General features: G+C 58.3%; 11 protein-coding genes and 1 tRNA gene. All 12 read left to right on the top strand.

The window, feature by feature from the left end; genetic code table 11:
* The first annotated feature begins 169 nt into the window (after nucleotides 1–169).
* The 12 genes from ftsH to rpsO all read left to right on the top strand — a co-directional run bounded on the left by ftsH (nucleotide 170) and on the right by rpsO (nucleotide 12,620).
* Nucleotides 170–2,113: an ATP-dependent zinc metalloprotease FtsH gene (gene ftsH, locus RE428_RS19905; RefSeq protein ID WP_004580421.1), complete on the top strand. Its 1,944-nt coding sequence runs from the start codon at nucleotides 170–172 to the stop codon at nucleotides 2,111–2,113.
* Between the two features lie 137 nt (nucleotides 2,114–2,250).
* Entirely contained in the window at nucleotides 2,251–3,078 is an 828-nt protein-coding gene (gene folP / locus RE428_RS19900; RefSeq protein ID WP_004580422.1) for a dihydropteroate synthase, read from the top strand.
* Nucleotides 3,075–4,421: a phosphoglucosamine mutase gene (gene glmM, locus RE428_RS19895; protein WP_004580423.1), complete on the top strand. Its 1,347-nt coding sequence runs from the start codon at nucleotides 3,075–3,077 to the stop codon at nucleotides 4,419–4,421. Before folP ends, glmM begins: the two co-directional genes overlap by 4 nt.
* Before the next feature lie 124 nt (nucleotides 4,422–4,545).
* Complete coding sequence (tpiA, locus tag RE428_RS19890; protein ID WP_004580424.1) at nucleotides 4,546–5,292, top strand: triose-phosphate isomerase; 747 nt, start codon at nucleotides 4,546–4,548, stop codon at nucleotides 5,290–5,292.
* An 11-nt stretch (nucleotides 5,293–5,303) separates the two neighbouring features.
* The gene (gene secG / locus RE428_RS19885) at nucleotides 5,304–5,720 is read left to right on the top strand and encodes a preprotein translocase subunit SecG (RefSeq protein WP_004580425.1); all 417 of its coding nucleotides are present in this window, start codon (nucleotides 5,304–5,306) and stop codon (nucleotides 5,718–5,720) included.
* A 7-nt stretch (nucleotides 5,721–5,727) separates the two neighbouring features.
* Nucleotides 5,728–5,812: transfer RNA gene (locus tag RE428_RS19880), tRNA-Leu, on the top strand.
* Between the two features lie 381 nt (nucleotides 5,813–6,193).
* Entirely contained in the window at nucleotides 6,194–6,655 is a 462-nt protein-coding gene (gene rimP, locus RE428_RS19875; RefSeq protein ID WP_004580426.1) for a ribosome maturation factor RimP, read from the top strand.
* A 43-nt stretch (nucleotides 6,656–6,698) separates the two neighbouring features.
* Nucleotides 6,699–8,192 (top strand): transcription termination factor NusA, encoded by a 1,494-nt coding sequence (gene nusA / locus RE428_RS19870; protein WP_004580427.1) that lies wholly within the window; start codon nucleotides 6,699–6,701, stop codon nucleotides 8,190–8,192.
* A gap of 18 nt (nucleotides 8,193–8,210) precedes the next feature.
* Nucleotides 8,211–10,760: a translation initiation factor IF-2 gene (gene infB / locus RE428_RS19865; RefSeq protein ID WP_004580428.1), complete on the top strand. Its 2,550-nt coding sequence runs from the start codon at nucleotides 8,211–8,213 to the stop codon at nucleotides 10,758–10,760.
* Nucleotides 10,761–10,903: 143 nt separating this feature from the next.
* On the top strand, nucleotides 10,904–11,338 hold the full coding sequence (rbfA, locus tag RE428_RS19860) for a 30S ribosome-binding factor RbfA (protein WP_004580429.1): 435 nt from the start codon (nucleotides 10,904–10,906) through the stop codon (nucleotides 11,336–11,338).
* Nucleotides 11,335–12,243: a tRNA pseudouridine(55) synthase TruB gene (truB, locus tag RE428_RS19855; RefSeq protein ID WP_004580430.1), complete on the top strand. Its 909-nt coding sequence runs from the start codon at nucleotides 11,335–11,337 to the stop codon at nucleotides 12,241–12,243. Before rbfA ends, truB begins: the two co-directional genes overlap by 4 nt.
* 107 nt (nucleotides 12,244–12,350) lie before the next feature.
* Entirely contained in the window at nucleotides 12,351–12,620 is a 270-nt protein-coding gene (gene rpsO, locus RE428_RS19850) for a 30S ribosomal protein S15 (protein WP_004580431.1), read from the top strand.
* Nucleotides 12,621–13,187 lie beyond the last annotated feature (567 nt).

Raw genomic sequence — 13,187 nt, 5'->3', positions numbered from 1 at the left:
GCAAGTCGCTGACTGCGTATCAACCACACTGCTCCATTGCTAGTGGTCGAGCGTACAATTGATGTAAGGTTGGTAAAAAAGGGGATGTTCCGGTGGAGTCCGGGCACCTTCTTCGGGGTGGCGCCGGGCGTGTGACCCTTACATTCACAGGTGATGATCCTTGAACGATATGGCTAAAAATCTGGTTCTCTGGCTGATCATAGCAGCCGTCTTGCTGATGGTTTTTCAAAACTTCTCGCCGACGACGACGGGGCAGCAAGTTAATTATTCCCAGTTTGTGCAAATGGTGCAGCAGGGGCAAATCAAGCAGGTCACGATCGATGGGCTTGAAATTCAGGGGGTGCGTGAAGACAACACCCGTTTCGAGACCATCCGTCCGCAGGTACCGGACAACAAGCTGATGGATGATCTGCTGGCCAACAACGTTGAAATCGTTGGTAAGGAGCCGGATCGCCAGAGTATCTGGACCCAGCTGCTGGTGGCCTCGTTCCCGATCCTGATCATCATCGCGCTCTTCGTTTTCTTCATGCGACAGATGCAGGGCGGCGGTGGCGGCAAAGGCCCCATGTCGTTCGGCAAGAGCAAGGCTCGCCTGATGAGCGAGGATCAAATCAAGACAACGTTCTCCGACGTTGCCGGTGTTGATGAGGCGAAGGAGGACGTGAAGGAGCTGGTGGACTTCCTGCGGGATCCGAGCAAGTTCCAGCGCCTGGGCGGTCGCATTCCGCGCGGGGTGTTGATGGTCGGTCCTCCGGGTACCGGTAAGACGCTCCTTGCCAAGGCGATTGCCGGCGAAGCGAAAGTGCCGTTCTTCTCCATCTCCGGTTCCGATTTTGTGGAAATGTTCGTGGGTGTGGGTGCGTCCCGTGTCCGCGACATGTTTGAGCAAGCCAAGAAGCAGAGTCCTTGCATCATCTTTATCGACGAGATCGATGCGGTAGGTCGCCATCGTGGTGCCGGCCTGGGTGGTGGTCACGACGAGCGTGAGCAGACCCTGAACCAGTTGCTGGTTGAAATGGACGGCTTTGAAGGTAATGAAGGCGTTATCGTTATCGCCGCGACGAACCGTCCGGATGTTTTGGATCCTGCGTTGCTCCGTCCCGGTCGCTTTGACCGTCAGGTCGTGGTCAACCTGCCGGACATTATCGGTCGTGAGCAGATCCTGAAGGTCCATCTCAAGAAAGTGCCCTTGGCCGACGGGGTGGATCCCAAGCTGGTTGCCCGCGGAACCCCGGGTTTCTCCGGCGCGGACCTGGCCAACCTGGTGAACGAGGCGGCCCTGTTTGCGGCGCGCCGTAACCAGCGACTGGTGTCCATGGAAGAGCTTGAGCTCGCCAAGGACAAGATCATGATGGGCGCTGAGCGCAAGTCCATGGTCATGAACGAGAAAGAGAAGCTCAATACCGCGTACCACGAATCCGGTCACGCCATCATTGGGCGTCTCGTCCCGGAGCATGATCCGGTGTACAAGGTCAGTATCATTCCCCGTGGGCGGGCGTTGGGTGTCACCATGTTCCTGCCCGAGGAAGATAAGTACAGCCACTCCAAGCGCTACCTGATCAGTTCTATTTGTAGCCTGTTTGGTGGCCGTATTGCTGAAGAGTTGACTCTTGGCTTTGAGGGTGTCACGACCGGTGCATCCAACGATATCGAGCGTGCTACCAGTATTGCGCGTAACATGGTGACCCGTTGGGGGCTTTCCGAAAAGCTGGGTCCTCTGCAGTACGATACCGATAGCGAGGAACCCTTCCTGGGTCGCTCTGCCGGGCAGAGTCATACGGTCTACTCGCCTGAAACGGCACAGCGTATCGACGAGGAAGTGCGTTCGATCATCGACGACTGCTATGAAACCGCACGTCGCCTACTGGTGGAAAATCGTGACAAGCTTGAGATGATGGCCGACGCGCTGATGCGCTACGAAACCATCGACCGTTACCAGATCGATGACATTATGGCAGGCAAGACACCGCGTCCGCCTCAAGGCTGGAACGGCCCAAGTGCGGGCGGCAACGCACCCAGCGATGAGCCGGAGTCGGCACCGCGGCCTGCGGGCGATTCTGACGGTGGTCGTCGTCCTGGCGAAGGTATCGGCGGTCCTGCCGGCGAGCACTAACGGTTTGGCATTCGCTTGAAAGCCTGACGCGTAACCTGATTCATCAGGTAAGACGCCGTCCTACGGGACGGCGTTTTTGTTTGGGAAAGCGACGTCTCGTAGCTTTTAAACACGGATCGGGGGTAGACGAAGTGAAGATGAATTTTGCCGGCCGTTTGATCGATCTGTCTCGGCCCCAGGTCATGGGGGTTCTGAATGTGACGCCGGACTCCTTTTCCGATGGAGGGCGATTCAATCGCCTCGATACGGCGCTGGCTCAGGCCGAAAGGATGGTTCGTGAGGGCGCGAGCTTTATCGATGTGGGCGGGGAGTCGACGCGGCCAGGCGCGGCGGATGTGTCCGTGCAGGAAGAGCTCGATCGCGTATGTCCGGTCGTGGAGGCGATCCATCAGCGACTCGACGTCGCCATTTCCGTCGATACCGGTACGCCGGAAGTCATTGCCCAAAGTGCGACCCTTGGAGCCGGCCTGATCAACGATATTCGCGCGCTCCAGCGCCAGGGGGCTCTGGAGGCTGCGGCGGCGGCAGCAATTCCGATCTGCGTAATGCACATGCAGGGCGAGCCGGGGACGATGCAGCAGGATCCACATTACGACAACGTGAATGCTGAGGTAACGGCATTCCTGATGGATCGTGTGGCTGCGGCCAAGGATGCCGGGATCGCCGAAGATAGGCTGATCCTCGATCCTGGCTTCGGTTTCGGCAAGAACCTGGAGCACAACCTGCTGCTTCTGGAAGCGCTTGAGCAGTTGGGTGCTTTGGGTTATCCCTTGCTGGTAGGGATGTCGCGCAAGTCGATGTTGGGGCAGATTACCGGGCGCGATGTTTCCGAGCGGTTGCCCGCAAGCCTGGCAGTCGCGACAATAGCGGCAATGAAAGGTGCCGCGATAATTCGGGTACATGATGTAAGGGAAACCGTAGATGCCATTAAGGTGGTATCTGCACTGAAGGATGCCAATAAATGAGTGAACGCAAGTATTTCGGGACAGATGGTATTCGTGGGCGTGTGGGTTCTGCTCCAATTACACCGGATTTCATGCTCAAGCTTGGCTGGGCTGCGGGCCAGGTGTTCAAGCGTGACGGGCAGCGCAACCGGGTGATCATCGGCAAGGATACCCGTCTGTCAGGCTACATGTTCGAATCGGCTCTCGAAGCAGGGTTGTCAGCTGCGGGTGTGGACGTGTCGTTGCTCGGCCCCATGCCGACACCGGCGATAGCCTACCTGACCCGTACGTTCCGGGCCTCGGCCGGAATCGTTATCAGTGCATCCCACAACCCGCACTATGACAACGGCATCAAGTTCTTTTCGCCCCAGGGAACGAAGTTGAACGACGAGGTGGAGGCGGAAATCGAGTCCTGGCTTGAGCGGGATATCGAGGTCTGTGCTCCGGGCGAGCTGGGTAAGGCATCGCGCGTCGACGACGCACCGGGCCGCTACGTGGAGTTCTGCAAGAGTACCGTGCCTAACCACTTTACGCTTGAAGGCATGCGTATAGTGCTGGATTGCGCCCATGGCGCTACCTACCATGTCGCCCCCAAGGTGTTCCGCGAACTGGGGGCAAAGATCAGTGTGCTGGGTGCGTCTCCGGATGGTCTCAACATCAACCTGAATGTGGGGTCCACGCACCTGGACGCATTGCGGAACAAGGTCCTTGAAGACAAGGTGGATCTGGGGATTGCCTTTGACGGCGACGGCGACCGGGTGCTTATGATCGACAGCGATGGGTCGGTGGTCGACGGCGATGAGCTGATGTTCATCATTGCGGCCCAGCGCGAAGTCGAAGGGCGTTTGAAGGGGGGTGTCGTGGGTACCCTAATGACCAACCTTGGGGTCGAGTTGGCTTTGCAGGAGAAAAAAATTCCGTTCGAGCGAGCCAAGGTCGGTGACCGTTACGTTATGGAGCGTCTTGTGGCCAATGGCTGGCAGCTCGGCGGTGAGGGTTCCGGTCATCTGGTGGTGCGTGACTGCACTTCGACCGGAGACGGCATTATCTCAGCGTTGCAAGTGCTACTGGCGGCCTGGGCATCGGGTCGCTCGGTGAGCGAGCTGCGCCGTGAAATGACTCGCTTGCCCCAGGTATTGATCAACGTGCGCGTGGATGAGCGTTTCGATCCGCTGTCGCGTCCGGATATCGCCGAGGCTGTCGCTGTGGCAGAGAAGGAAATGGGTGCCACCGGCAGGGTGCTGCTGCGTGCCTCTGGCACCGAGCCACTGATCCGTGTCATGACCGAAGGCCAGGATGAGGCCGAAATGCGCCGTTGGGCGGAAAAGCTTGCTGAGGTGGTGAAGAGCTCACCGACAGGCTGAGGCGTGCTCAGGGCGGCGGCCATTTGGCTGGTTGTGTTGAGCAATCGAATGCCGCGCCCTGATCAGGTTGTGTCTGTCTGCGGACTACTGTATAGTTCGCCCTCCCTTGAATAGAGGGCTGCTGATGCGACGTAAGATTGTAGCTGCCAACTGGAAGATGAATGGATCGAACGACTTGGCTAAGGCCTTGATCGGAGAGGTTGGTAAAGGGCTGGCGACGCTTGATAATGGTGTGGAGGTTGTTATTATTCCTCCCGCGCTTTACGTCTCACGGGTGCGGCAGCTGGCCGGAAGTGAGGCTGGTGTTGGGGTGCAGGATATTGCGCCTTGGAGCCAGGGCGCCTACACCGGCGAAATCTCGGCTGCTATGGCTGCTGATGTGGGTTGTCAGTTTGCGATCGTTGGTCATTCCGAGCGTCGTGAATTGTTTGGCGAAACCGACGCGGTAATTGCTGATAAGGTGAGTCAGGGGCTTGCTGCAGAGCTGGATCTGATTCTATGTGTCGGCGAAACGCTTGCGCAGCGAGAGGCAGGACTGGCCGTCGATGTTGTCAGCGCCCAGTTGAAGGAAGCCTTGAAGTCGGTTTCCGGTAGTGGCTGGAAGCATATCGTTATTGCCTATGAGCCCGTCTGGGCTATAGGGACAGGCAAAACGGCAACGGCAGAAGACGCCCAAGCGGTACATCAGGCCATGCGCCGCGTGTTGGCGGATATGGGCGCTCCGGCGCAAGAGGTAAGTCTGCTATACGGCGGCAGTGTTAAGCCGGATAACGCGGCTGAGTTGTTCGCCCAGCCGGATATCGATGGCGGACTGATCGGCGGTGCTTCGTTGAAAGCATCTGATTTCCTCGCCATCTGCGAGGCGGTTTAAGAGAGTTTGTTATGGATTGGATGGAAACACTGGTTGTCGTTGCGCACGTCGTGATTGCGGTGGCGCTGGTGGGTCTCGTTCTGATTCAGCAGGGCAAAGGCGCGGATGCCGGTGCGGCATTCGGTGGTGGAGCATCCCAAACGGTGTTTGGTAGTCAGGGTAGCGGCAGCTTCCTGACGCGTGTGACCACCTTCCTTGCGGTTCTGTTTTTTGTCACAAGTTTTACCTTGGCGGTTTTTGCCAAGCAGCGCGCGGAAGTGGCCGGCGAAGCCGGTATTCCAACCGTTCAGCAGGAAAACGCTCCTGCTGAAGAGTCAACTCCAGCGCTGGAGCAGGAAACGCCGGCAGAGTCTTCTTCCAATGGGGAAGGCGCTGCGAACGAAGATTCTGAGGCTGGGAATGGTAATGCGCTTCCCGAGCTTGAGTAAGGTTGTTGCCGAAGTGGTGGAACTGGTAGACACGCTATCTTGAGGGGGTAGTGGCGTAAGCCGTGCCGGTTCGAGTCCGGCCTTCGGCACCATTATTGAAACGGCTTGGAATACCAAGCCGTTTTTTTTGGTCAGTCCTTGACCAGTCTTGTCGCCGTCCTTATACTCCGGCGATTATTGCGGTGGGTATCGGTCAAGGCCGGGCCCACTCAGACAGGCCAGGTGTCTGTCGGCAGGGGATTCGCAGTTCGGGTTTCCTGGCACGTAACGACTTCAGAAGGCCCCGCTCAACCAGGGGCCTTTTGGTTCAGGGGCCTGGCGCAAGGGCCCGATTGCATGAAAAAGGGCTGAAATACAGGCCCTTTTTTTGTTTGTGCAGAATCTATCGTTCAAACAGGACTTGCGGTTTTGTTTGTGCGGAATCTAGGGGAGCGTCTTGCATAACGCCCCAAAGCATTGGAGACGGCAATAATTTGTCAGCCAAGGTAAAGCAACTCGAAAACATCCTGATGCCGGTTATCGAAGGCATGGGTTTTGACTGCTGGGGGATTGAATTTCATGCCCAGGGCCACAAGTCCATTCTTCGGGTCTATATCGAAGATACCGAGAACGGTATCAGTGTTGAGGACTGCGAGTCCGTTAGTCGGCAGATTAGTGGTGTGCTCGATGTAGAGGATCCAATCCAGAGCGAGTACACGCTTGAAGTATCATCCCCCGGCATGGATCGGCCCCTGTTTCGTCTCGATCAATACCAGGCCTGGGCCGGCCATCGGGTTCGTATCCGCCTGCGCATGGCATTTGAAGGGCGCCGGAAGTTCGAGGGCCTCCTTAAGGGCATCGAGGGAAGTGACGTCATCGTTATCGTGGATGACCATGAGTACCTGCTTCCCATCGACAGTATCGAAAAAGCCAATATAGTTCCGGTTTTCAAGTAACACGTTTGACTGCAAGTCTAAGGGTTAAGGGCAGGGCAATCTGATGAGTAAAGAGATCTTGCTGGTAGTTGAAGCCGTCTCAAATGAGAAGGGCGTGGAAAAAGAGGTCATTTTCGAGGCCATCGAACTTGCCCTGGCTACAGCAGCCAAGAAGCGTTACGAGGAAGAGGAGGCGGATATCCGCGTCCAGATCGATCGCAAGACCGGCGACTATGAAACCTTCCGGCGCTGGCTAGTGGTCGATAACGAAGCGGTACCGGCTCTGGGAACCGAGCTTACTATGCAGGAGGCGGAAGAAATCGATACCAGTCTCCAGCCGGGCGATGTCCATGAAGAGAAGGTCGAATCCGTATCCTTCGGCCGCATCGGCGCCCAGGCCGCAAAACAGATTATCTTCCAGAAAGTTCGTGAAGCCGAGCGTACGAAGATCGTCGACAGCTACCGTGACCGTGTCGGTGAATTAATCTCCGGTACCGTCAAGAAGGTGACCCGGGACAACGTTATTGTTGATCTGGGCTCGAACGCAGAAGCGCTTTTGCCCCGTGACCAACTGATCCCGCGTGAAACCTTCCGCATGGGCGACCGCGTCCGGGCGTTGCTGCTGGAAATCCGCACCGATCACCGTGGGCCTCAACTGATCCTGAGTCGTACCAATCCGGCCATGCTGATCGAGCTGTTCCGCATCGAAGTGCCAGAAATTGCTGAAGAGCTGATAGAGATCCGCGGTGCGGCCCGTGATCCAGGTTCCCGCGCCAAGATCGCGGTGAAGACCAACGATCGTCGGATCGATCCGGTCGGTGCCTGTGTCGGTATGCGTGGTTCGCGGGTCCAGGCAGTATCCAACGAGCTGGGTGGCGAGCGTGTCGATATCGTGCTCTGGGATGATAACCCGGCGCAGTTGGTCATCAACGCCATGGCCCCGGCAGAAGTGGCATCCATCGTGATGGATGAGGATCGCCAGACCATGGAAGTGGCTGTCGCCGAAGACAACCTGGCTCAGGCCATTGGTCGTAACGGCCAGAATGTCCGCCTGGCCAGCGACCTGACGGGTTGGACGTTGAACGTGATGACCGAGGAAGAAGCCGGCGAGCGCCAGGAACAGGAGTACAACCGCCTGCTGACTCACTTCACGGAGAATCTTGATGTCGATGAGGAGTTGGCCGGTGTCCTGATCGAGGAGGGTTTTACCTCCCTGGAGGAAGTGGCCTACGTCCCGATGGACGAGATGCTGGCCATTGAAGGATTCGACGAAGAGACGGTGACGGAGTTGCGCCGTCGTGCAAAGGATCGTCTGCTGAACCAGGCTCTGGCCAGCGAGGAAGCTCTCGAAGGCAACGAGCCCGCGCAGGACCTGCTTGAAATGGACGGGATGGATCGTTCCCTGGCCTTCAAACTGGCCGGCATGGGTGTACGCACCATGGACGACCTGGCGGAGCAGTCCGTCGACGATCTGATGCAAATTGAAGATATGGATGAAGAGCGCGCGGGCCAGTTGATCATGACCGCACGTGCGCCCTGGTTCCAGGACCAGGAATAATCGGGAGAGGAGGACCAGATGGCAGAAGTAACTGTAAAACAGCTGGCCGATGATGTAGGCGCTCCCGTGGACCGCTTGCTTCGCCAGATCGTAGAGGCTGGCCTGAAAGCCCGTTCTGAGAATGATGCCGTCAGCAGCGATGAAAAGCAGCAATTGCTGGCGTTCCTGCGCAAGAACCACGGCGAATCCGATGGCGAACCGCGCAAGATCACGCTCAAGCGCAAGACCACGACGACCTTGAAGGCGGGCAGCGGTGCCGGCCGATCGAAGACGGTCAACGTGGAAGTCCGCAAGAAGCGGACCTACATCAAACGGACAGAAACGCCGCAGTCAGAGCCGGAAGAAACCCCGGTAGTCGAAGAGGCTGCGCCGGAAGAACCGGTAGAGGCGGCAGTAGCTCAGCCTACGGCGCCGGAAGAGAAAGTGCCCGCGCCTGAAGAGGCCAAAGCCGAGCCGGCACCGGCTGAAGAGCCTGCGCCTGAGCCGGAACAGCCTGCGGCGGAAGCGCCGGCAGACGATGAAGAGCCGGAATTGGCAGCGGAAGACATGCCGATTCCGCCGGCCGAAGACGACAAGTCCAAGGATCGCAAGCCCAAGAAGAAAAAGGAAAAGGTTCGCGAACGTTCGGATGAGATCGAGGATGGCAAGCCGAAGAAGAAGTCGGCCGGCCACCGTGGTCCGCGTAACCGCCCGGTTGAGCCGGTGGCCCTCTCCGAAGATGAAGAGGAAACCACCTTGCGCAAACCGCTGCGGGCCAAAAAGAAACCCAAGCAGCAGAAGAGACACGCTTTCGAAAGGCCGACTAAGCCTATGGTGCGCGAAGTAGAGATTCCGGAAACCATCACCGTGGGCGATCTGGCCCAGCGGATGGCGGTCAAGGCCGCCGACGTTATCAAGACGCTGATGGGTATGGGCGTTATGACAACGATCAACCAGCCGCTGGATCAGGAAACCGCCGTGCTGGTGACCGAGGAATTGGGCCACAAGCCCAAGACGACCAGTGAAGATGCGTTTGAGGAGGAGGTGCTCAGCGGGATTTCCTTCGAGGGCGATAAGGTCAAGCGTGCACCGGTCATCAGTGTGATGGGTCACGTTGACCACGGTAAGACGTCGCTGCTGGACTATATCCGCCGTACCAAGGTGGCAGCCGGTGAGTCCGGTGGTATTACCCAGCATATCGGCGCTTACCATGTCGAGACCGACCACGGCATGATCACCTTCCTGGATACCCCGGGTCACGCCGCCTTCACGGCGATGCGTGCGCGAGGTGCTCAAAGTACCGATATCGTTATCCTGGTCGTGGCTGCCGACGATGGTGTTATGCCGCAGACCAAGGAAGCGGTAGATCATGCTCGCTCCGCTGGCGTTCCGCTGGTCGTGGCCATCAACAAGATGGACAAGGAAGGCGCGGATCCCGATCGCATCAAGAACGAGCTATCGGGCATGGACGTGATCCCGGAAGACTGGGGTGGCGACGTGCAATTCGTGCCGGTTTCCGCACACTCGGGTCAGGGTATCGAAGATCTGCTTGAGGCCGTGTTGCTGCAGTCCGAGATTCTCGAACTCGAGGCGGTCCCGACCGCGCCGGGCGCCGGTGTTGTAGTCGAGTCCAGTCTTGAGAAGGGGCGTGGTTCGGTTGCGACGATTCTGGTCCAGAACGGCACCGTTCGTCAGGGCGATATGATCGTGGCCGGGGCCTACTTCGGTAAGGTGCGCGCGATGATGAGCGAGACAGGCGATCAAGTGAAAGAGGCTGGTCCTTCGATCCCGGTCGAGGTCCTGGGCTTGAACGGCACGCCTGACGCCGGTGACGAGTTCTTCGTTGTCGCCGACGAACGTAAGGCGAAAGAGCTGGCAGAGTTCCGCCAGGGGCGTGAACGCGAACAGCGCCTTCAGCGCCAGCAGGCCGCCAAGCTTGAGAACCTGTTCGAGAATATGGGCAAGGACGAGGTCAAGACCCTCAACGTTGTCCTCAAGACCGACGTGCGTGGTTCCCTGGAGGCGATTACCAAGGCGCTGCAGGATATCGGCAACGAGGAAGTGCAGGTCAAGATCGTGTCGTCCGGTGTGGGCGGTATCGCGGAAACCGACGTCAGCCTGGCTGTCGCTACCGGCTCCGTCATCTTCGGCTTCAACGTCCGTGCTGATGCCTCGGCCAAGCGTCTGGTGGAGCAGGAAGGTGTCGATCTGCGCTACTACAGCATCATCTACAACATGATTGATGATGTGCGTGCAGCCCTTACCGGCATGCTGGCTCCGGAATTCCGCGAGGACATCGTCGGTATTGCCGATGTGCGCGATACCTTCCGCTCGCCGAAGTTCGGCCAGGTCGCCGGCTGTATGGTGACCGAAGGTACTGTGTACCGGAACAAGCCAATTCGCGTCCTGCGCGACAACGTCGTTATCTTCGAAGGCGAGCTTGAGTCCCTGCGTCGTTTCAAAGACGACGTGCAGGAGGTCAAGAAAGGCATCGAGTGTGGTATCGGCGTCAAGGGCTACGACGTCAAGGTCGGCGATCAGATCGAGGTCTTTGACCGGGTCCGGGTCGAGCGCCAGCTCGAAGGCTGATTCGCTCGACGTTAGAGCCAGCCTGTTATGACACGCGCCCCGATTTTCGGGGCGCCGTGCATTCAGCCGCCAGATAAATATTTGTTGATCCAGGAAGGTCGTCCGCGCCTCGCGCGGCGCTTCTCTACAGACAGGGCGCAAACATGCCAAAGGAATTCAGCCGTATAGACCGGGTCGCCGACCAGATCCAGAAGGAATTGGCGTTGCTGGTACAGCGGGAGATCAAGGATCCCCGTCTAGGCATGGTGACCATCAATGCCGTTAAGGTAAGCCGCGACTTGGGCTATGCCGATGTCTACATCTCTCTGCTGACGACCGAAGAGCTCACCGAGGATGACGAACGCGTACGCGATTCACTGAAGGTACTGCGTAACGCCGCCGGCTTCTTGCGTAGCCAGCTTGGTCGCGCCATGAAGTTGCGTGTGGTGCCCCAGCTGCGTTTCCACTTCGACACCCTGGGCGGCAAGAGCCGCCACATCGACAGCCTGATCGACCAGGCGATGGGCAAGAAACCCGCAGTTGGGCCCGACAACGAAGGAGGCAGCAATGAGCACGACAGCCGGGAGGGCGAGGATTGAGTCGCCGGCGCCGGGGTCGTGATGTTAGCGGCATCCTGATCATCGACAAGCCCCAAGGCGTAACATCGAATGGGGTCCTGCAGCAGGTCAAACGCCTCTATGGCGCGGCCAAGGCCGGTCATACCGGTAGTCTCGATCCCCTCGCAACCGGGGTTCTGCCCCTGTGCTTCGGCGAGGCCACCAAGTTTTCCCAGTTGATGCTCGATAGCGACAAGTCCTATGTGGCCGAAGGCAAGCTTGGTGTCGTTACCGATAGCGGCGACAGTGATGGCCAGATTGTGGCCGAGCGAGCTGTACCGGCGGATCTGGCCAGAGGCAGGCTTGAGGCCGTGCTCGCGCAATTTCGCGGCGATATCGAGCAAGTGCCGTCGATGTACTCGGCGCTCAAGCACAAGGGGCGGCCGTTGTATGAGTATGCCCGCGAAGGCGTTGAAATCGAGCGCCCTGCGCGTCCGGTCACCATCCACGCGCTGGAGCTTATAGGTTTTGAGGCGGACCGTTTCCGAATCGCTGTGACCTGCAGCAAAGGGACGTATATCCGGTCCCTTGTCGAGGATATCGGCGAGGCGTTGGGTTGCGGGGCGCACGTGACGGCGCTGCGCCGTACCCGAGCAGCCGGTTTCGGTCTGGACCGGGCACGCGGCGTGGCTGAACTCGAGGCAATGCGGGAGCGTGGCGAGTCACTAGACCCGCTGCTGGTCCCGGTGGAGACCGCGCTTGCGGAATTTCCGAAATTAATGCTCGAGGAAGGGCAGATTGTATCGATATTGAACGGACAACCCGTTAAAATAGCGGGTCATCCACCAGGATGGGTTCGTCTCTATGGAGGCGAGCGCTTTCTCGGACTGGGTGAGCAGTTACCCGACGGCCAGGTCGCACCCCGGCGTCTGGTAAAGCAGGGCTGAAACCGCTTGGTGTATGAACGAAACACCGGGCAGTTTGGCCCATAGCCGGGCTGTAGAGATGCGCGGTTCGGCTGAACGACATGGCATCGCAACTATTGAGGTGAGTTATGGCACTGACTGCCACAGAGAAATCACAGATCGTTAAGGATTTTCAGCAGGGCGACGGCGATACCGGTTCCCCCGAGGTTCAGGTTGCTCTTCTGAGCGCCAACATCGACAAGCTGCAGAATCACTTCAAGACCAACAAGCAGGATCACCATTCCCGCCGTGGTCTGATTCGGATGGTTAACCAGCGTCGTAAGCTGCTGGACTATCTGAAGAAGAAAAACGCGGATCGTTATCTCGACCTGATCCAGCGTCTCGGTCTGCGTCGTTGATCGTCTGATCGCGACAATCTCTGCACCGGCGAGGCATTGCTGCAAGTTACTGATCCGGTCTGGATCAACTCTGGTGGTAATGTCGTCGGTGCTGTCCGGAGAGCTCACGCTCTCCTGGCAGTTCTCTCGCCTGCTGTACTGCCCAGCAGTGGAGTCCGGACCCGACTCGAAATACTGAGGGGTCTTTGGAAAGAAGCCGACACTGCCGACCTTGATCCCGTCGATTCGGCGGTTCTCAATGTGCGACAGTCCCGCCGGCGAAAACTAGGCACCGTACGTGGAATTGGCATGAGTTGCATCAGGAGCTGCGTCCGACACCCCGGTCGGTGATGAAAGCCCGAACAATAGCAGGTTGTTGAAAGCCGTGTGTCCGCCCAGCGGAACGATTTTCAACAGCCTGTTAGCTTTCAGTCCGGTAAGTCCCGCACTCCGTTCCTCTTCATGCCGCCGAACCGAATGGCGTTGCCACTCGGCCCACTCATTTGTGAATACACGTAGTGCACCGACGTTGTTGTAGATACGCAGGCGCACATACGCGGTCGCAAACACGCGAAAACGAGTAAGGAG

It is taken from the genome of Marinobacter nanhaiticus D15-8W, assembly GCF_036511935.1.
GTDB lineage: Bacteria > Pseudomonadota > Gammaproteobacteria > Pseudomonadales > Oleiphilaceae > Marinobacter_A > Marinobacter_A nanhaiticus.
Note: the sequence above shows the minus strand (reverse complement) of the source record. Positions and strands in the feature narration are given on the sequence as shown.

Bases quoted from the DNA above. Each gene is read 5' to 3' on its own strand.
- ftsH (WP_004580421.1), top strand. From the start codon at position 170: ATGGCTAAAAATCTGGTTCTCTGGCTGATCATAGCAGCCGTCTTGCTG.
- folP (WP_004580422.1), top strand. From the start codon at position 2,251: ATGAATTTTGCCGGCCGTTTGATCGATCTGTCTCGGCCCCAGGTCATG.
- glmM (WP_004580423.1), top strand. From the start codon at position 3,075: ATGAGTGAACGCAAGTATTTCGGGACAGATGGTATTCGTGGGCGTGTG.
- tpiA (WP_004580424.1), top strand. From the start codon at position 4,546: ATGCGACGTAAGATTGTAGCTGCCAACTGGAAGATGAATGGATCGAAC.
- secG (WP_004580425.1), top strand. From the start codon at position 5,304: ATGGATTGGATGGAAACACTGGTTGTCGTTGCGCACGTCGTGATTGCG.
- nusA (WP_004580427.1), top strand. From the start codon at position 6,699: ATGAGTAAAGAGATCTTGCTGGTAGTTGAAGCCGTCTCAAATGAGAAG.
- infB (WP_004580428.1), top strand. From the start codon at position 8,211: ATGGCAGAAGTAACTGTAAAACAGCTGGCCGATGATGTAGGCGCTCCC.
- rbfA (WP_004580429.1), top strand. From the start codon at position 10,904: ATGCCAAAGGAATTCAGCCGTATAGACCGGGTCGCCGACCAGATCCAG.
- rpsO (WP_004580431.1), top strand. From the start codon at position 12,351: ATGGCACTGACTGCCACAGAGAAATCACAGATCGTTAAGGATTTTCAG.